15 protein-coding genes are annotated in these 18,434 nt (G+C 59.8%); 8 read left to right on the forward strand and 7 right to left on the reverse strand.

Annotation, left to right across the window (positions count from 1 at the left end; all coding sequences use genetic code 11):
* Nucleotides 1–8: 8 nt before the first annotated feature.
* Both G0Q00_RS11790 and G0Q00_RS11795 read right to left on the reverse strand, forming a co-directional pair.
* Nucleotides 9–833 carry an ABC transporter ATP-binding protein gene (locus tag G0Q00_RS11790; protein ID WP_239058425.1) on the reverse strand — a complete coding sequence of 275 codons (825 nt, stop codon included), beginning with the start codon at nt 831–833 and terminating at the stop codon, nt 9–11.
* The gene (locus G0Q00_RS11795; RefSeq protein ID WP_163039545.1) at nt 830–2,995 is read right to left on the reverse strand and encodes an AMP-binding protein; all 2,166 of its coding nucleotides are present in this window, start codon (nt 2,993–2,995) and stop codon (nt 830–832) included. Before G0Q00_RS11795 ends, G0Q00_RS11790 begins: the two co-directional genes overlap by 4 nt.
* A 214-nt stretch (nt 2,996–3,209) precedes the next feature.
* Between G0Q00_RS11795 and G0Q00_RS11800 the strand changes: the two genes are divergently transcribed.
* Entirely contained in the window at nt 3,210–5,132 is a 1,923-nt protein-coding gene (locus G0Q00_RS11800; RefSeq protein WP_163039547.1) for a PAS-domain containing protein, read from the forward strand.
* Between the two features lie 8 nt (nt 5,133–5,140).
* Entirely contained in the window at nt 5,141–5,830 is a 690-nt protein-coding gene (locus tag G0Q00_RS11805; protein ID WP_203565001.1) for a response regulator transcription factor, read from the forward strand.
* A 12-nt stretch (nt 5,831–5,842) separates the two neighbouring features.
* Here the strand turns inward: G0Q00_RS11805 and G0Q00_RS11810 are convergent, their stop codons facing one another.
* Entirely contained in the window at nt 5,843–6,820 is a 978-nt protein-coding gene (locus G0Q00_RS11810; protein ID WP_239058426.1) for a sterol desaturase family protein, read from the reverse strand.
* A gap of 137 nt (nt 6,821–6,957) precedes the next feature.
* The gene (gene fdhF, locus G0Q00_RS11815; protein ID WP_163039549.1) at nt 6,958–9,708 is read right to left on the reverse strand and encodes a formate dehydrogenase subunit alpha; all 2,751 of its coding nucleotides are present in this window, start codon (nt 9,706–9,708) and stop codon (nt 6,958–6,960) included.
* Nucleotides 9,709–9,854: 146 nt separating this feature from the next.
* Between fdhF and G0Q00_RS11820 the strand changes: the two genes are divergently transcribed.
* From G0Q00_RS11820 to G0Q00_RS11845, 6 genes are all read left to right on the forward strand, one after another.
* On the forward strand, nt 9,855–10,505 hold the full coding sequence (locus G0Q00_RS11820; RefSeq protein ID WP_163039551.1) for a histidine phosphatase family protein: 651 nt from the start codon (nt 9,855–9,857) through the stop codon (nt 10,503–10,505).
* 26 nt (nt 10,506–10,531) lie between these two features.
* Nucleotides 10,532–11,587, forward strand: a complete 1,056-nt coding sequence (locus G0Q00_RS11825) for a saccharopine dehydrogenase (RefSeq protein WP_163039553.1) — start codon at nt 10,532–10,534, stop codon at nt 11,585–11,587.
* A complete protein-coding gene (locus tag G0Q00_RS11830; protein ID WP_163039555.1) occupies nt 11,587–11,835 on the forward strand; it encodes a SemiSWEET family sugar transporter in 249 nt (82 codons plus the stop codon). Before G0Q00_RS11825 ends, G0Q00_RS11830 begins: the two co-directional genes overlap by 1 nt.
* 14 nt (nt 11,836–11,849) lie before the next feature.
* Nucleotides 11,850–12,992, forward strand: a complete 1,143-nt coding sequence (locus G0Q00_RS11835) for a saccharopine dehydrogenase family protein (protein WP_163039557.1) — start codon at nt 11,850–11,852, stop codon at nt 12,990–12,992.
* A 68-nt stretch (nt 12,993–13,060) separates the two neighbouring features.
* On the forward strand, nt 13,061–13,648 hold the full coding sequence (locus tag G0Q00_RS11840; RefSeq protein ID WP_163039559.1) for an HD domain-containing protein: 588 nt from the start codon (nt 13,061–13,063) through the stop codon (nt 13,646–13,648).
* Between the two features lie 53 nt (nt 13,649–13,701).
* Nucleotides 13,702–14,478, forward strand: coding sequence for a DUF6782 family putative metallopeptidase (locus G0Q00_RS11845; protein ID WP_163039561.1), 777 nt, complete (start codon nt 13,702–13,704; stop codon nt 14,476–14,478).
* On the opposite strand, the gene G0Q00_RS11850 is transcribed toward G0Q00_RS11845, so the two are convergent.
* From G0Q00_RS11850 to mutL, 3 genes are all read right to left on the reverse strand, one after another.
* Nucleotides 14,475–15,260 (reverse strand): formate/nitrite transporter family protein, encoded by a 786-nt coding sequence (locus G0Q00_RS11850; RefSeq protein WP_163039563.1) that lies wholly within the window; start codon nt 15,258–15,260, stop codon nt 14,475–14,477. The two genes, G0Q00_RS11845 and G0Q00_RS11850, sit on opposite strands and share 4 nt — an antisense overlap.
* A gap of 66 nt (nt 15,261–15,326) precedes the next feature.
* Complete coding sequence (locus G0Q00_RS11855; protein WP_163039565.1) at nt 15,327–16,556, reverse strand: DNA recombination protein RmuC; 1,230 nt, start codon at nt 16,554–16,556, stop codon at nt 15,327–15,329.
* Nucleotides 16,553–18,415: a DNA mismatch repair endonuclease MutL gene (gene mutL, locus G0Q00_RS11860; RefSeq protein ID WP_163039567.1), complete on the reverse strand. Its 1,863-nt coding sequence runs from the start codon at nt 18,413–18,415 to the stop codon at nt 16,553–16,555. Before mutL ends, G0Q00_RS11855 begins: the two co-directional genes overlap by 4 nt.
* Between the last annotated feature and the right edge of the window lie 19 nt (nt 18,416–18,434).

An 18,434-nucleotide genomic window follows, 5' to 3' on the forward strand; every position in this document is an offset into this window, starting at 1 on the left:
CTCCCCCCTTAGTCGTGTGACACGCCGAGATAGGCGTCGATCACATCCTGGTTGTTGCGCACCTCGTCGGGCGTGCCGTCCCCAATTTTCTTGCCGTAGTCCATGACGACGACGCGGTCGGACAGGTCCATAACCACGCCCATATCGTGCTCGATCAGGGCGATGGTGGTGCCGAACTCGTCATTCATGTCGAGGATGAAGCGGGACATGTCCTCTTTTTCCTCGACGTTCATGCCGGCCATCGGTTCGTCGAGCAAAAGCAGCGACGGTTCAGCGGCCAAGGCACGCGCCAGTTCAACACGCTTTTTCAGACCGTAAGGCAGACGCCCAACGGGCGTTTTGCGGATGTGCTGGATTTCAAGGAAGTCGATGACTTTCTCGCACGCTTCGCGGTTCTCCAGCTCTTCCTTTTCGGCTTTGCCTTTCCAGATGGCCTGCTGAAGCAGGTTGGAATTCATCTTGTTCAGGCGACCCGTCATGATGTTGTCCAGAACAGTCATGCCGTCAAACAGCGCGATGTTCTGGAAGGTCCGTGCCAAGCCCTGACGCGCAACCTGATAGGGGCGCATCTGAGGGCGTTTCGATCCGCGGAACCAAACCTCGCCTTCTTGGGGTTTATAGAACCCCGAGATGACGTTCAGCATCGAGGATTTACCAGCACCGTTCGGGCCGATGATCGCGCGGATCTCGCCTTCGCGGATATCAAAGCTGATGTCCTTGATCGCAACCACACCACCAAAGCGCAGTGTGATGTTTTTAAGGTCCATGACAACGGGGCCAATGGTGCGCCCGTCTTCAGTGACGTAGCTGTCGGCGTTCATATCGGTCGTCATTCTGCCGCCATCCCCTGAGTGTTACCCACCACAGCCGCATCGCGGATTTCCAGGGTGGCGTTGATCGACCCCTTGCGACCATCTTCATAGGTCACTTCGGTTTCGATATATTGCTCGGACTTGCCGCCATACAGCGCGTCGATCAGCGGAGCGTATTTCTCTTCCACGATCTTACGACGCACCTTACGGGTACGGGTCATTTCACCGTCATCCGCATCCAGTTCCTTGTGCAGGATCAAGAAGCGGTGGATCTGACAACCCGACAGCATCTCGTCTTCAGCAACCGACTTGTTGATCGTTTCAACGTGTTCCTGAATGGTCGACACCACTTCCGGGTGGCCGGCCAGTTCCTGATACGAGGCATAGGCCACGTTGTTACGCTCGGCCCAGTTACCTACGGCGGTCAGGTCGATGTTGATGAAGGCCGTACACATGTCGCGGTCATTACCGAAGACAACTGCCTCCAGAATGTCCGGATAGAACTTCAGTTTGTTCTCAACATATTTGGGTGCGAACATCCGGCCATCGGCCATTTTGCCCACGTCCTTGGCACGGTCGATAATGCGCAGGTGGCCGTTCTTCTTGTCGAAGAAGCCAGCGTCACCGGTTGCAACCCAACCTTCAGGATCTTTGGTGTCAGCCGTCGATTCCGGGTTGTTGTAGTACTCAACAAAGGTACCCGGCGAACGATAGAAGATCTCGCCATTGTCTTCGATGCGCACTTCCACGCCCGGTGCAGGCACACCAACAGTGTCGTTGCGTACTTCGCCATCCGGCTGGACAGTGATGAACACGGTCGCTTCGGTCTGACCGTACAGCTGCTTCAGGTTGATCCCCATCGAGCGATAGAACGCGAAGATTTCCGGACCAATCGCTTCACCAGCGGTATAGCCAACACGAATGCGGCCAAAGCCCAGCGTGTCTTTTAGCGGGCCGTAGACCAGCACGTCACCACAGCGGTACTTGAAGTATTCCTTCAGCGCGCCGCCATACAGGTTCAGACCAATCGGGTCCTTGGCTTTGAAGTGCTTGCGCACGTTCTTGCCGTGACGCAGCTTGGCAAAGGCCAGACGGATGCCGTTTTCGATGATGGTCTCAGCCGCAAAGCCGATGCCCATCGCATAGTTGAAGCCGTGACGGATCTTCTGTTCCAGAGTTTTCTTCTGGGTTGTGACCTTGCGCTTCGGCATGCCGTGCTTTTCACCGGCACCGCCTTTTGCGAAGTCCATGAAGTGATGGAAAATGGCGTATTTCAGATCGCCACTGTCTTCCATGCGGATCATCACGTTGGTCAGCTGGGTTTCGAACACGCGCGGCGGAGCGAAGTAGTAGGTCGGCCCGATTTCGCGCAAATCCGACATCAGCGTGTCAGCGCTTTCCGGGCAGTTCACGCAGAAACCAGTCCACATGGCCTGACCCAGCGAGAAGATGAAGTCACCAACCCATGCCATCGGCAGATAGGCCAGAATGTCTTCGTTCACACCCAGATTGTCGAACTCGGACGAGTTCTTCGCGCTTTCGATGATGTTGCGGTTCGACAGAACCACACCTTTGGGGCGACCCGTGGTGCCCGAAGTGTACAACATCACGCAGGTGCTGTCGTAGTCCAGCTCGGCTTCGCGGGCGGCCATGTCGTCTTCCAGACGGGCATGGGCCACGCGGCCTTCTTCCTGAATGTCGACATACCAATGCAGGTGGCTGTGGTCGTATTTCCGCAAGCCACGCTTGTCATAGTACAACACGTGTTCGATGTGATGGATCTTGTCCTGCACCTCGATCACTTTGTCGACTTGTTCCTGATCTCCGCAGATGACGAAACGTGCGCCGCAATGGTCCAGCACGTATTCCATCTCTTCCACGACCGCATCTTGGTAAAGCGGCACCGGAACGGCGCCTACCTTCTGTGCTGCAACCATCGCCCAGTAGTGGGCCGGACGGTTTCGGCCAATGATGGCCACGTGGTCTCCACGGTTGATCCCCAAAGCCAATAGACCCAGAGCAAGGTTCTGAATTTCTTCAGCCGCCTCTGCCCAGGTCCAGCTTTGCCAGATCCCGAATTCTTTCTCCCGATAAGCCGGGCGATCACCAAATTCCTTCACATTCCGGGCAAGTAGCTCCGGAATTGAAGCGAATGCGCCTGCTGTGGCTAGATCCTGTGCCAAATTTTCCTCCCACCGTCGGTCCGCCGACGTACGTGGCTGTCGGACGAATCTTGTTCGACAACCCTGACCATAAAAACCTCGCGGTCAAAGGTTTCGGCACTTTTTCCCAATTCTATCGAATTGTTACAAGTTCAGTTGAAATCCTTACCGCGGGTCTCATTCCTCTTTTCCCTAGGCAAATCAGGTGCTAGCGATAGGGGCAGGAGGGGATTGCTTGCCACTACAATCTTCAGAAACAGCCGCGTTGACCCAAGCCGGGCTGAACCTGATTCAACAGGCGCTTTCCATCTATGATCGACGGCTCTCTTTGGTCATCGGAAACCGGCAGTTTCAGGATATGTTCGATCTGCCCGATCATCTGGTGCAACCCGGCGCGCCATTTTCCGAAACTATCCGCTACCTTGCTGAGCGTGGCGACTACGGAGCGGTCGGAGATATCGACGCATTTGTCCAATCGCGTGTCGATCAGGCGCTGGATTTCGAACCCCATTACATGGAGCGCACCCGTGCCAATGGACGTGTGATATCGGTAGAAGGGCACCCGCTGCCGCAGGGGGGCTGGGTTACGGTGTACACCGACATCACGCCGATCAAACGTCAGGAATCACTTCTGCGTGCCCGGTCCGAGGAGCTGTCCGATCAGGTGCTTTCGTATACCGAGGAACTGGGCCAGACCAACCGGGCGCTCGCCTCGGCCAATACCGCCTTGGAAGAAACCAAGCGGCAATTGACCTTAATGGAAAGTCGCACCCGTCTGACCGCGGAAATGATGCCCGCGCACATCGCGCGGATCGACCATGATCTGTACTATACATTCTCGAACCGTCGTCTGGGCAAGGTTATTCCAGGCCGTCCGACAGACCTGCTGGGCCTGCATGCGAGCGAAGCGTTGGGAGACGAGGCTTTTGCACGGATCAGCCCCTATTTCGCGCGCGCCTTTCATGGCGAAAGCAGCGTGTTCGAATTTACACACGAAACCTCGGGCCGCCGTATCCGCGTGGCATTGACCCCGGACAAGGGCGAAGACCAGATCACCGGCGTCTACATCCTGTCGATGGACGTTACCGAGGAAGCCCAGTCCCGCGCTGCCCTTGCCCAAACCCGCAAACGCGAGCTGGCAGCACAGCTGACATCCGGCGTCGCGCATGACTTTTCCAATCTTCTAACCATCATCATGGGCCTGCAAAGCCGCTTGGCGCAGATGCCGATTGGCAACGATGCGCAGGAACTGGTGCAAGCCACCAACGCCGCCGTGCGCCGGGGGGGCACGCTTCTGGAACGCATCGCCACGATCTCGGGTCGGCGCGATGTGCACATGGAGCCGGTGAACGTCCCCGATATGCTGAAAGGGTTGGAAAGCCTTGCGGGGCCAACCTTACCCACCAAAATTAATCTGAAGGTCGAGGCATTCGATCTGGACCAGCGTGTTGTCCTTGATTCTGGCGCCGTGCAGGACGGGCTTCTGAACCTGATCATCAACGCCTCTCACGCCCTTGGCGATGCGGGCGGAGACATCCACCTAACCGCCCGCCCGATCCGCGAAACTTGGGTCGAATTCCGCGTCACCGACACCGGGCCGGGCTTCTCGACAGAGGCGCTCGAGCACGCGCTGGACCCGTTCTTTACCACCAAGGGCGGCGAAGGATCGGGGCTGGGGCTGTCGATGGTCTATGACCAGACCAAAGTGGCCGGGGGGCAGGTCAAGATCTTCAATAGCGCCGACACGGGCGGTGCCGTCGTCTCCATGCGCCTGCCCCTGCGCATCCCCGCCCAACCCATTTCGCCCCGCCTTGTTCTGTTGATCGAAGACAGCGAAGCCATCCGCACATCTGTCCGCGAAATGCTGATCAGCATGGGCCATCAGGTGATCGAGGCGACCTCGGCCGAGGATGCCCTGTCCTTGACCGGGATCGAGGGGCTGGGCCTGATCCTGTCTGATGTTATACTGGAAGGTGCGCAGACTGGGCCCGAGTTTCTGGCCGCGCTATCCCAGACCGGGTTGGATGTGCCGATGCTGCTGATGACATCGCTGCCGCTTGACGACCCGCGCCGCAAGAGCGCCGGGTTCCCCGTATTGCCCAAGCCATTCACCACCGGTGAGCTGGCCACATTCCTGTCGCAAGAGGTTCCATCGTGACCCAACACATGATCGCCATCCTGGATGACGAACCAGAAATCCGCCGCATGCTGTCTCACGCATTGGAAGAGGCAGGGTTTCGCACCGCCGCTTTCGCCCGCGCGACCGAGTTCGAGGCCGCGCTGAACACCATGTCGCCGGATGTCTGCCTTGTGGATCTTGGGCTGCCGGACCGCGACGGACTGACCTTGGTGCACCGTCTGGCGCTGGAAAGTGGGGCGTCGATCATCATCATCTCGGGCCGCACCTTGGTGCAGGACCGCGTGACCGGGCTGGAACTGGGGGCCGATGACTATATCGTCAAACCGTTCGAACCAGCCGAGGTCGTCGCCCGCGTTCGCGCCCGTCTGCGGGATCAGAAGCCCGGCAACACGGCGTCGAACACGGCGCATTTCAATGGCTGGACCGCCCATTTCGACCGCTATGTTCTGGAAGACGAAGACGGCACCGAAACCGCGTTTTCGCATGCCGAGGGCGAAGTATTGCGCCTATTCCTTGATGCCCCTAAGCGTTTGATTTCACGTGCACAAATGCAGGAAACACTAGGAGGCGTGGCCGGTGAAAGCTTTGACCGCGCGATGGATGTCCGCATCTCGCGCCTGCGCACCAAACTGCGCGAGGATCCCAAGAACCCGCGTCTAATCAAGACGATCTATGGGGCAGGTTACATCTTCTTGGGCGATGTGCGCTGGGGTTAATCTGGCGGCGGCTTACCCGCTCGATTTCTGATACATCACCTTCTTTCGCTGCCGCGTCTCTTTCGTCGCCTCGTCGCTTCCATCGTGGAAAGTCCCGAACCAACGATCCCAAGGCATTTCCTGGTTGCCGTAGTTACATTCATAGTAACGGTGGTGCAGCTGGTGATAAAACGTACCAAGCGCCAGTCGACGTTTGTCCTTGATCAGCAGGTCTTCGTACCCTGTGTGAGTCATCGCGGCCCCCGGCCCAAGATAGATCACATGAAAATATAGATGGATCGGGTGCGTCGGAACGACCCAATGAATCAACAAGGATGTCAGATAGAGCAAGTGCTCTGCTGGATGCATCGAGAACCCAGACCAAGGACCGACATTCACGTTCCGATGATGCAATGAATGCACGTGCTTATACAAAATTGGCGCATGCAGAAGTCGATGCACCCAATAGAAGTGGAAAGCTGACCAGATCGGCAAGAGTATCAGCCCTAGAACAAACCAGATCGGATGTTCGGCGAAAGTAAGCGTCGGGATGTACTCATTCGCCATCAACCACATTGTGAGCGCTTGAAAGGCCGACAGCTGTGTCACTCCGCTTGTGAGCGACCAGAACATGTTGTCATGCACCTGATCCGAAAAGCTCCAAAGCCGATTTCCCGTGGCCATGTCCCGGCGATCAAACTTCAGCTTCTTGCCTTGTCCACGCCGCATGTAGAAGTACCAGTGCAAGCCGCCAGCGATCACAATCAACAGCAGCAGGTTCACTGCCCAAACCTGCATAACCCACGCATGCGCAAAGTGCTTGGTTACCTCAAGCGACGGATAGGCGAATAACCAAAGCAAGCCCGCCAGAATGACCATCATCACACGCTCGCTTAGCGTCAGCCAGTTGCGTCCGAACCAATCCACAAGATATCGAGGATTTGGCGGCCATCGAAAGACGGAGGTGTCAGCAAGTGGAAGGTCGGGATGGTAATTCCACTCCCGGCTCATGGGTGTGTCAGTTGGCCGGTCTTGCATCCGCATTCCTCCGCTTGCGATTACAAGACCAGCCAAAACTACTGACCAGATATTTCTATCATAAAAGCGACCTAGGCGGTCGCCCAAACACAGGACAACGGTTTAGGAAGTTACTCCGCTGCCATCGCCTCGATAGTTTCAACTTTCACCGCGCAGAACTTCATCTCGGCGATTTTGCCATAGGGATCCAGCGCCGGGTTGGTCAGCAAGTTTGCCGCCGCTTCCACATAAGCGAAGGGCAGGAAGACCATGTTTTCGGCCACCGCATAGTCCGCCCGCGCCATCACGTCGATGGTGCCGCGGCGGGTGGTCAGGCGGATCATGTCGCCCGGCTCAACGCCCATCTCGCGCAGGGTTTTCGGGTTCATCGAACAGTTCGCCTCGGGCTCGATTGCGTCCAACACGGTGGAGCGACGGGTCATTGAGCCAGTGTGCCAGTGCTCCAGCTGACGGCCAGTGGTCAGAACCATCGGGTATTCGTCATCCGGGGTCTCGGCGGGCGGAATGATCGAGGCAGGTGCAAAGCGTGCACGGCCACCTTCGCGCGGGAATTTATCCCCAAATACAACGGCTTGACCGGGGTCCTCGGGCGACAGCGACGGATAGGTCACGGCGTTCTGGTTTTCCAGACGATCCCAGCTGATGTTGGCCAGCGACGGCATCACCAGTTCCATCTCGGCATAGACTTGGCTGGGGTGATCATAGGTCCACCCCATGCCCATACGCTTGGCCAGCTCGGTCGTGATCTGCCAGTCTTCCATTGCCTCACCAGGCGCAGGAACAGCCGGGCGACACATCTGCACCTGACGGTTGGTGTTCGAGGTTGTGCCGGTCTTTTCAGCCAGTGCCGCAGCAGGCAGAACCACATCGGCATAGCCCGCGGTTTCGGTCAGGAAGATGTCCTGAGACACGAGGAACTCCATCCGGCGCAGCGCTTCGCGGACGTGGTTCACATCCGGGTCGGACATGGCCGGGTTTTCACCCAGAATATACATGCCCTTGATCTTGCGATCATAGACGGCGTCCATGATTTCGACCACGGTCAGGCCGGGGTTCGGGTTCAGCTCGTCCACGCCCCAAACGTCACGATACAGCGCCTGAACACCCTCGTCCTTCACCGATTTATAGTCCGGGTAGAACATCGGGATCAGGCCCGCGTCCGACGCACCTTGCACGTTGTTCTGACCACGCAGCGGGTGCAGACCCGTGCCGGGGCGGCCCACATTGCCGGTCATCAGCGCCAGCGCGATTAGGCAGCGCGAGTTGTCGGTGCCATGCACGTGTTGGCTGACGCCCATGCCCCAGAAGATCATGCCGTTCTTGCCGTTGGCAAAGGTACGGGCAGCGGCGCGCAGTTCGTCCGCGTCGATACCGCAGATCGGGGCCATGGCTTCCGGCGTGAAGGCTTTCAGATGCTCGCGCATCGCCTCCCAGTTTTCGGTGTGCTCGGCGATATAGGCGTCGTCTTGCAGGCCTTCCTCGGCGATCACATGCATGATCGCGTTCAGCATCGACACGTCCGCGCCGGGTTTGAACTGCAGACGGTGCGTTGCGAAACGGCCCATGCCCACGCCGCGTGGGTCCATGACGATCAGCTTGCCACCGCGCTGGGTGAACTGCTTGAAATAGGTCGCGGCAACCGGGTGGTTTTCGATCGGGTTCGAGCCGATGACGATCGCCACATCGGCGTTTTCGATCTCGTTGAAGGTCGCAGTCACAGCGCCCGAGCCGACGTTCTCCAACAGCGCCGACACAGACGAGGCGTGGCACAGGCGGGTGCAGTGGTCGACGTTGTTGTGGGTAAAGCCCTGACGGATGAACTTCTGGAACAGGTACGCTTCTTCGTTGGTGCATTTGGCCGAGCCGAAACCGGCCACAGCTTCGCCACCATGTTCGTCGCGCAGGCGCGTCAAGCCTTTGGCGGCAACGTCCAGCGCTTCATCCCATGTCGCTTCGCGGAAGTGGGTCAGCGGGTTGGCCGGGTCCACGTTCATGCCCTTTTCAGCGCCTTCCTTGCGGATCAGCGGTTTGGTCAGGCGATGCGGGTGGTTAATGTAGTCAAAGCCAAAGCGGCCTTTAACGCACAGGCGGCCTTCGTTTGCGGGGCCGTTGATGCCCTCGGCATAGACAACCTTGTCGCCCTTCACCTTCAGGCTGACCTGACAGCCAACACCACAGAAGGGGCAGATGCTTTCGACCTCTTTGTCGTAATCCGAGGTGTCCTGCACCTTCGCAGGCATCAGCGCACCGGTCGGGCAGGCTTGAACGCACTCGCCACAGGCCACACAGGTCGACGCCCCCATCGGGTCGGCGATGTCGAAAGTCGGGAACGCATCGTGGCCGCGACCAGCCATGCCGATTACGTCGTTCACTTGCACTTCGCGGCACGCGCGGACGCAGAGGTTGCAGGAAATACAGGCATCCAGATTGACGCTCATCGCGACGTGGCTGTCATCCAACAGCGGCACGCGGCCCTCGTCCATCTTCGGGAAGCGGCTTTGCTCGATCCCGTTCAGATCGACCATATCCCAGAAATGCGCAGCCGCGTCATGGCGTTCTTCCGGCTGGTCAGAGACCAGAAGCTCGATCACCATTTTACGGGCGGATTTGGCGCGGGCGTTGTCGGTGGTGACCACCATGCCCTCGGCAGGTTCGCGGATGCACGAGGCGGCCAGCGTGCGCTCGCCCTCGATCTCGACCACGCAGGCGCGACAGTTGCCGTCGGCGCGCAGGTTGGGCACATCCTTGTGGCACAGGTGCGGAATCAGCGTGCCTTCACGCTTGGCCACATCCCAGATGCTTTCGCCATCACGCGCAATAACTTCGCGCCCATCAAGGGTGAATTTGATACCGTCGCTCATCCGTACCTCCGTATTCCGAGCAACAGTATAAACCATGCTATCCCCGTCGTCAGTTCGCCATTCCCGACGCAAGGCATCGTTTTTGCGCCAGCCCCCCTTTTCGAATTGGATCCAATTCTCTAGCAATGGGCGGAAAGGAGTCGCCAATGACCACCATCACCCTGATCCGGCACGGACAAGCGAACAACACCGCCACGGACGAAGCGGGCTATGACCGGCTTTCCGATCTTGGCCGCCAGCAGGCGCGGTGGTTGGGCGATCATATGCGCGACACGGGGCAGCGATATGCCCGCGTTTACACGGGCACGCTGACGCGCCACCAGCAAACCGCGCAAGAATGGGGTGCCGAGGATTTCACCGCCGACGCTCGTTTGGACGAGGTCCGCTATTTCGACCTGTCCGAGCGGATGCACGCCCAGTTCGGCATTCCGCACCCAACTGGTCATGGCGATTTCATCGACCACCTGCCGCTGACCTTCGCCGCGTGGCAGGAAGGCAAGATCGAAGGTGCGCCGGAAACGTTCCACGACTTCCAAACCCGCGTGTCCGAAGTGATTCACGAGATCGCCGAAGGCGGCGAAGACGCGATCATCTTCACCTCGGGCGGGTTTATCGGCATGGCCACGCGGGTGGTGATGGGGCTGGATCTTGGCCCGTTCACCCGCGCGATCCTGCCGATCATGAACAGCTCGATCCACCGGATGCGGCTGATGCCTGCCGGGCTGACGCTGACACAGTTCAACGCGGTTCCGCATCTGGAACACAAAGACCGCCACCACGCGCAGACACATTTCTAAGGGCGCATTTCTAAGGAGTTCACCCCATGACACATCTGTGGGTCCGCGCTGAGCAGCGCGAAAACGAAGACCGGGTTGGGCTGACGCCCGAGGGTGCCGCTGAACTGATCAAAGCGGGCATCCGCGTGACGGTCGAGGAAAGCAGCGTCCGCGCCATCGGCATTGATGGCTACAAGGATGCTGGGTGCGAAATCGCGGCCGAGAACAGCTGGCCAGACGCGCCGCTGGACGCGATCATCTTCGGCCTGAAAGAACTTCCCGAAGACGGCACCCCCCTGCCCCACCGCCACATCATGTTTGGTCACGCCTTCAAGGGCCAGCACTCGGGCCGCGCACTCTTGGAACGGTTCAAGGCAGGCGGAGGGACGCTCTATGACCTTGAATATCTGGTGGACGAGACCGGCCGTCGAGTCGCTGCCTTTGGCTACTGGGCCGGGTTTGCAGGGGCAGCCGTGACGCTGAAAGCGTGGGCCGCGCAACAACACGGCAAGCTCTGTGGTCCGGTCGGCGCCTATAAAAACAAAGACGCCATGATGGACGAGCTGCGCGCGGAACTGGACGCCACCGGCACCGCCCGCCCCAACGCCATCGTCATCGGCGCGCTTGGCCGCGTCGGCACGGGCGCCTCGGACCTGATGGAGGCGATGGGCGTCACCGTCACCAAATGGGACATGGCCGAGACCGCCCATGGTGGCCCGTTCCCGGAAATTCTGGACCACGACCTGTTCATCAACTGCATTCTAGCAGGCCCGCAAACGCCAGTATTCGTGCCGAAAGACGCCGTAGACGCAGACCGCAAGCTGACCGCCATTGGCGACGTCGCCTGCGACCCCGACAGCGATTACAACCCGGTGCCGGTCTACAACAAAGCAACCAGCTGGGAGGCACCCGCCCTGCGCGTGGCGGATGATCCCGTGTTGGATGTCATGGCCATCGACAACCTACCTTCGATGCTGCCCTTGGAAAGTTCAATCGACTATGCGGGGCAACTTCTGGCCTCGCTCGCGACCCTGACCGACCTGACATCAGGCGTCTGGGGCCGCGCGGAAGACACCTTCCGCACCCATATGAAGGACATCTGATGGAGACGCTGATCGGCACACTTGCAGGCATCGTCAGCACGATTTGTTGGATGCCCCAAACCATCCGCACATGGCGTACGCGGCAGACCAAAGACCTGTCGCTGCCGACCAACCTTCTGGTTCTGCTGTCGGTCACGCTCTGGCTTGTCTACGGCATCATGCTGGCCGCGTGGCCCATGGTCGTCGCCAACGCAATCGCGATCGCTTTGGTGGGATCAATCATCGTCGCGAAACTGAAATTCGGCTGAAAAGGAGCCCTGTTATGACTATCCACTGGTGTGGCACCGGCCTGTCGGCCATCCCCGGCCTGCGTCGCCTGATCGAAAACGGGCGCGAGGTTACCGTCTGGAACCGGACCGTCGAGAAAGCTCAGGAAGCCGTAGGCGACCTGACCAAAGACATCCGTGCATTTTCGCTGGAGGCTCTGGCCGACGCGCTGAAGCCCGGTGACATCGCCGTGTCGATGCTGCCCGGCGACCTGCACGTCCCCGTCGCCAAGCTGTGCCTTGAAAATAAAGCGCATTTCGTGTCGTCCAGCTATATCGCCCCCGAGATGAAGGCGCTGGACGCAGAGTTCAAAGAGGCCGGACTGGCCTGCGTGAACGAGATCGGGCTGGACCCCGGCATCGACCACCTGATGGCCCATTGGCTGGTTGCGGATTACCGCGCCTCCGATGCCTACGATGTGAGTAACAAACTGAGTTTCCGCAGCTATTGCGGCGGTGTTCCGAAGATCGCGAACCCGTTCCGCTATAAATTCAGCTGGTCGCCGCTGGGCGTGTTGAAAGCGCTCCGCTCGCCCTCGAAATCCATCAAGGACGGCGCGCCATTCGACGTGGCCCGCCCGTGGGATGCGATCAGCGCCTACACCGCGCCCCTGCCCGAGGCGGAAACCTTCGAGGTCTACCCGAACCGCGACTCGATCCCCTTCATGGAAGATTACAAGTTCGACCCCGCATGGGATGTCGACCTGTTCGTGCGCGGCACCCTGCGTCTGAATGGCTGGGCGGACGCGTGGAGCGACGTGTTTGCCGAGGTTGAAACGCTGGAAGGTGACACCGGTGACGCACGACTAAAAGAAATGTCGGACCAGTTCTGGGACGAAAACTCGTATGACGACGGCGAACCCGACCGCGTGATCATGTGTGTAGAGCTGAAGGCCGAGAACGACGGCGCAGATGCCTATCACAAGACCTATGTGATGGACGCGTGGGGCGACGACCGCGGCACTGCGATGGCACGTCTGGTCTCGACCCCTGTATCGCTAGCCATCGACATGGTGCTGGACGGCAAAGCCCCGGCGGGTGTCTCGGCCGCGACTGCCGATCCCGAGCTGATCGAAACTTGGATGGGCCACGTCAAAGAACTGGCCCAACACGTCGCGGTGGTCGATCACAGCGCCTGATCGCGACGTCGCAAACGAACCAGCATGGCGGAGAAGCCGTGTTAGGCTTCCCAAAAAGGGAGGCCGCCATGCTGGACAAACCAAAGCCGAAATGGACAAGTTTCGAGACCGCCACCAAGGAAGATTTCCTTGCCGTCATGGACTATGACGAGGCCTATGCAAACGCCGTCGCCGACCGGCTTCTCGTCGCTTTGAAAGAGCTGGACGAGGAAGACACCCCCTATCCGATCAACCGCTATCAGCACTCGTTGCAATCGGCCACGCGCGCCCATGAAGCAGGCGAACCCGATGACCTTGTCATCGCCGCCCTTCTGCACGATCTGGGCGATACGCTTTCGCCATTCAACCACGGCGAACTGGCCGCCGCCATCGTGAAACCCTATGTCAGCGAGTGCACCCACTGGATCCTGAAACACCACTGTGTTTTTCAAGGCTACTACTACAACCACCACCTTGGCGGAGACCGCCACGCCCGCGAAAAATACAAAGACAGCCCACACTACGACGCCTGCGTGAAGTTCTGCCACGAGTACGACCAGAGCTCGTTCGATCCGGATTATCCCACAAAGCCGCTCGAGTTTTTCGAACCGATGCTCCGCCGCGTGTTCAGCAAGTCAGACGGGCATATGGAACTGAACGAAACCCGCGAGGGATAGGCCAATCCGCACAACACTGGACAAGGGCGCCGATAGCGGACACCATTCTGTCCATGCTGCGTCTTGCCACATTCACACTGGCCTGTCTGCTCGGGTCCGGAATCGCATCTGCGGGGGAAATCTGCATCAGCCTGCACCATCCGGCGCCCCAGACGGATGACCAGCAAGCGCTGTCAGAGCTGCTGGACAACGTGCGTCCGATCGCAGAGGACCTACCGTTCCTGCAAGAGACCCTCCAAACCGAAGGGACCGAGCTGTGCTTTTCGGATCAGATGAACACCGCGCTTGGCTATCTGGACGTCGAGCAGAACAAGATCGTCATCAGCGAAGCGGCTTCCCAGGATCTGAAGAGCGGAATTCTGCTGCACGAATTGCGCCACCTTTGGCAGTTCACCCATGCCATGTGCCCGACCAACAGCCTATCCATGAAGGAATATGCGCGGGCGACCTTCGCGCTCGAGGCGGACGCCAGCGCGGTGTCGCTGCTGATCGCGTGGCACATGAAAGAACAGGGCCAGGACGCCGCATGGACCGCGCTGTCCAACTGGGCCTCGCATACGGACATTGCCGCTGCCTTTGAAGAGACCCTGTTGTCCACGCAGGACGAAGAACTGGCCGTGTCCTATGCGTTTTACCAGTGGTACGCATCAGACGCGCGCAAGGATCGCTACTATATCGAAGCCTGCAGCGAATATCTGGACCGCCAAGACGCCGAGCATCAGATCCCGCGCTATGGCACGCTTGATACCGAGTTCTACGAAAGTTTGTGCAGGCTGCCGGACGGTCGCAGATACCTTTGCGCGAATCCGCTAGAGGCGAAAGACAACTAGCCCGCTTTTGGCCCGTGGAATGCAAACTGATAGGCCAACGCGACCCCCGCGCCGCCGCCCAGAATGTTGCCGATCGTGACGCTGATCATGTTGGTCAGGGCGCCGCTGACATTCACCTCGCCCCCTGCCGCCCAGCCTTGCGGAAAGAAGTACATGTTGGCGACCGAGTGCTCGAGCCCCAGAAGTACGAAGCCTGAAATCGGCCAGATGATCGCAAGGATTTTACCCGCCGCTGTCCGGGCCGCGAAGGTCAGCCAGACCGCCAGACAAACCAGCGCATTGCACAACGCGCCGCGCATGACGCCTTCTAAAAACGGCAGGTTCGCCTTCGCCTCGGCCAATTTGACCGCCGTCGCCCCCATCGGCGCATCCAGCAGCCCCGACAGGCCGAACGCGACCGCCAACCCCACGGCTCCGATCAGGTTTCCGACATAGACAACGCCCCAGTTCCGCAGCAACTCATGCACCGAAATCTTGCCGTCCACCGTTGCCATGATCATCAATGCATTGCCGGTAAACAGCTCGGCCCCGCCGACGATCACAAGGATCAGCCCAAGGCAAAACACCACCCCGCCCAAGAACCGCGCGGGACCATAACTGGCGTCCACCCCGGTCATGACCATCGAATAAGCCGCTGCCCCGAACCCGATAAACGCCCCGGCCAGCATCGCCAGAACCAACATCTGTTTCCACGGCAAATGGGCCTTCGCCACGCCCGCAGTTTCGATCAATTCGGCAATCTCGGCGGGTTTGTAGGCGTCAAAAGAGGGGCGGTCAGTCATGCGGTCCGTGTCCTATCCGTTGGGATTAGACCAGCATCTGTTTAATGATCCGTCAAGGTTGGGGAGTTACCCCTTCCCAATCGGCACCACGGTCTGATCCTCTTCCGTGACCTCTTCGAAATCGAAATTGTCCAACCGTTTCGCGCGGTTGCCTGCTTTCTCGGCCGAAATCTTGATCTCCGAGATGTCCTTGGAAGCTTGGTGGAAATGCCGGTCGAGGTTCGCCACGCGGTCTCCCAAGCGCCCCACATCGGCGGACAGAAGGTGCAGTTCCTTGCGGATCGCGCCGGCCTGTTCACGCATCCGCGCGTCTTTCAGGATCGCGCGCATGGTGTTCAGGGTCGCCATGCAGGTGGTGGGCGAGACGATCCAGACGCGGGCCTCGAACCCTTCGCGGACCACCTCCGAGAAGTTGGCGTGCAGTTCGGCATAGACGGCTTCGGACGGCAGAAACATCAGCGCGCCGTCGGCGGTTTCGCCCTCGATGATGTATTTCTCGGAAATCGCTTTGATGTGGGCGCGCACGGCGGTTTTCATCGCGCGGGCGGCCAGCGCCAGCGCCTCCTGCGTTTCCGCCCGGCGCAGCGCCTCGTAAGCTTCCAGCGGGAATTTCGAGTCGATCACGATGGGGCCGGGCGGGTTCGGCAGGTGGATCAGACAGTCCGCGCGTTTGCCGTTCGACAACGTCGCCTGCAGGTCATAGCTATCTTTCGGCAACGCCTTTGACACGATATCGGTCAGCTGGATTTCTCCAAACGCCCCGCGGGTTTGCTTGTTCGACAGAATATCCTGAAGGCTCAGAACGTCGCCAGACAGCCGGGTGATATTGTCCTGCGCCTTGTCGATCACCTTAAGCCGTTCCTGCAGCTGCGTCAGGCTTTCGGTGGTCTTCACCGTGTTGCCCTGAAGGCTTTCCTTCATCCGGTCTTGAAGCTCGGACATGGCGCGGGCAGATTTCATCGCGTTGTCGTGCAGGCGGTCATTCATCTGCTGCTGCACATGGGCCAAGCGGGTCTCCATCGCTTGCAGCACCTGCGCCTGCCCACTGGCCTGCGCGTCAGACACGGTCCGCAGCCCGCCCGACAATTGATCCTGTCCGGCACCCAACACCTGCACCGCCTGCCCCAGACCGCCCATTTGAAGCGCCAAATCCTCGGCCACGCGGGTCGAACGGCCAGCGCGGCGCAGGACCACCACCAGCAGGATAAACATCAGAACCGCAAGCGCGATGCCGCCCAGCGTCAACAGCACCAGCGGATCCGAGAGGTCATAGGTCATGTCACCGATCTGGATCATGTGCGTCCAAACAGCCTTTCGATATCTGCGAGCTTCAGCTCGACATAAGTGGGGCGCCCGTGGTTGCATTGGCCGGAATGGGGCGTGGCCTCCATCTCGCGCAGCAGGGCATTCATTTCTTCGGGGCGCATCCAGCGGCCAGACCGGATCGAGCCGTGGCAGGCGACGCGGGACAGGACGGCCTCGATCTTGGCCTGCACCATGTTGCTGTCGCCCAGATCGGCCAATTCGTCCAGCACGTCTTTGATCATCGCAGTCGCGTTGATCTCGCCCAGAATGGCGGGGGTTTCGCGCACGGCGACGGCGTCTCCGCCGAAGGGCTCGATGACCAGCCCCATAGTGGCGAGGTTGTCTGCAACTTCAAGCAAACGGGCCACATCGCCCGCTGACAATTCCACGATCTCGGGGATCAGCAACGCCTGACGGGCGACTCCATTTTCCGCCATCTGGCGTTTCAGTTTTTCATAGACCAACCGTTCATGGGCGGCGTGTTGATCGACGATGACCATGCCGGTTTCGGTTTGAGCGATGATGTAGTTTTCATGCACCTGTGCACGGGCGGCACCCAAAGGAAGCGCCTCTTGCGGGGCTTCCTGTTCGGGCTCGACCACCGGATCGAACCGGGCCGAGGGCGCGGACATTTCGGCGAAACCGGGTGCTTCCTGCACGGGCATCTGCGCCTGATAGGACGAGCGCATCGCGCCAAGGCTGGGGCGGTCCATCTGATAGACGCGGGGCTCGGTCGGCTCGGGCCGCATCGCACCCAGAGTCGCGCCTGCCACAGTCGTCGACGCGCGGTGGCCCGCATTCGCCAGCGCGTGCCGCAGCCCCGACACGATCAACCCACGCGCCACTCCGGGTTCGCGAAAGCGGACCTCGGATTTCGCAGGGTGGACGTTCACGTCGACCAGATGCGGATCGCAGCTGACAAACAGCGCCGCAGCCGGGTGGCGGTCGCGGGACAGGAAATCGAAATACGCCGCCCGCAACGCGCCGGTCAGCAGCTTGTCTTTCACCGGGCGGCCATTCACGAACAGGAACTGCGCCACGACAGCCCCACGTGAATAGGTCGGCAGCGCGGCAAAGCCCGTCAGTCGGAGCCCTTCACGTTCGGCATCAATCGGGATGGCGTTTTCCGCGAAATCTCGTCCAAGGATCGTCGCCAATCGGCCCGAGAGCGCATCGAACATGTCGCCGGTTTCCGGATCTGCGCGGAAGGTCACGCGACCTTCGCCGCCACCGGACACATCGCGCAGAGTGAAGCCGATTTGCGGTTCGGCCATCGCGAGGCGTTTGACCACGTCGCTGATCGCCTGCGCCTCGGCCCGGTCGGTGCGCAGGAATTTCAGACGCGCGGGCGTGGCATAGAAAAGGTCGCGTAGTTCGACCACGGTGCCGCCAGACAGGGCCGCGGGTTTCACCGGGTCCATCTGTCCACCCGCCACGCGGATCATTGCGGCGTCAAAGCCTTGCGCGCGCGAGGTGATGGTCAAGCGGCCAACGGCACCGAGCGAGGGCAGCGCCTCGCCCCGGAAACCAAAGGTGTGGATGTCCAACAGGTCCGATCCGTCGATCTTCGAGGTCGCATGGCGCGACATGGCCAGCGCCAGATCGTCGGGCGCGATGCCGCAGCCATCATCACTCACACGGATCAGCGTCTTGCCACCATCAGCATAGGCGACCTCGATCCTTGTGGCGCCTGCATCAATGGCGTTCTCGACCAATTCCTTCACGGCCGAGGCCGGGCGTTCAACCACTTCACCCGCCGCAATCCGGTTGATTGCAGCATCATCCAACTGGCGGATAACGGGGCGGCGGACCAGCTGATCCGGGCTTATATGGGGGCTATCTTCGGGCATACCACAAGAACTAGCATAT

Origin of the sequence: Aliiroseovarius sp. PrR006 (genome assembly GCF_010500215.1) — a bacterium.
Taxonomy (GTDB): domain Bacteria; phylum Pseudomonadota; class Alphaproteobacteria; order Rhodobacterales; family Rhodobacteraceae; genus Aliiroseovarius.

Bases quoted from the DNA above. Each gene is read 5' to 3' on its own strand.
- G0Q00_RS11790 (WP_239058425.1), bottom strand. From the start codon at position 833: ATGACGACCGATATGAACGCCGACAGCTACGTCACTGAAGACGGGCGC.
- G0Q00_RS11805 (WP_203565001.1), top strand. From the start codon at position 5,141: ATGATCGCCATCCTGGATGACGAACCAGAAATCCGCCGCATGCTGTCT.
- G0Q00_RS11810 (WP_239058426.1), bottom strand. From the start codon at position 6,820: ATGAGCCGGGAGTGGAATTACCATCCCGACCTTCCACTTGCTGACACC.
- fdhF (WP_163039549.1), bottom strand. From the start codon at position 9,708: ATGAGCGACGGTATCAAATTCACCCTTGATGGGCGCGAAGTTATTGCG.
- G0Q00_RS11820 (WP_163039551.1), top strand. From the start codon at position 9,855: ATGACCACCATCACCCTGATCCGGCACGGACAAGCGAACAACACCGCC.
- G0Q00_RS11825 (WP_163039553.1), top strand. From the start codon at position 10,532: ATGACACATCTGTGGGTCCGCGCTGAGCAGCGCGAAAACGAAGACCGG.
- G0Q00_RS11830 (WP_163039555.1), top strand. From the start codon at position 11,587: ATGGAGACGCTGATCGGCACACTTGCAGGCATCGTCAGCACGATTTGT.
- G0Q00_RS11835 (WP_163039557.1), top strand. From the start codon at position 11,850: ATGACTATCCACTGGTGTGGCACCGGCCTGTCGGCCATCCCCGGCCTG.
- G0Q00_RS11840 (WP_163039559.1), top strand. From the start codon at position 13,061: ATGCTGGACAAACCAAAGCCGAAATGGACAAGTTTCGAGACCGCCACC.
- G0Q00_RS11845 (WP_163039561.1), top strand. From the start codon at position 13,702: ATGCTGCGTCTTGCCACATTCACACTGGCCTGTCTGCTCGGGTCCGGA.
- G0Q00_RS11850 (WP_163039563.1), bottom strand. From the start codon at position 15,260: ATGACTGACCGCCCCTCTTTTGACGCCTACAAACCCGCCGAGATTGCC.
- G0Q00_RS11855 (WP_163039565.1), bottom strand. From the start codon at position 16,556: ATGATCCAGATCGGTGACATGACCTATGACCTCTCGGATCCGCTGGTG.
- mutL (WP_163039567.1), bottom strand. From the start codon at position 18,415: ATGCCCGAAGATAGCCCCCATATAAGCCCGGATCAGCTGGTCCGCCGC.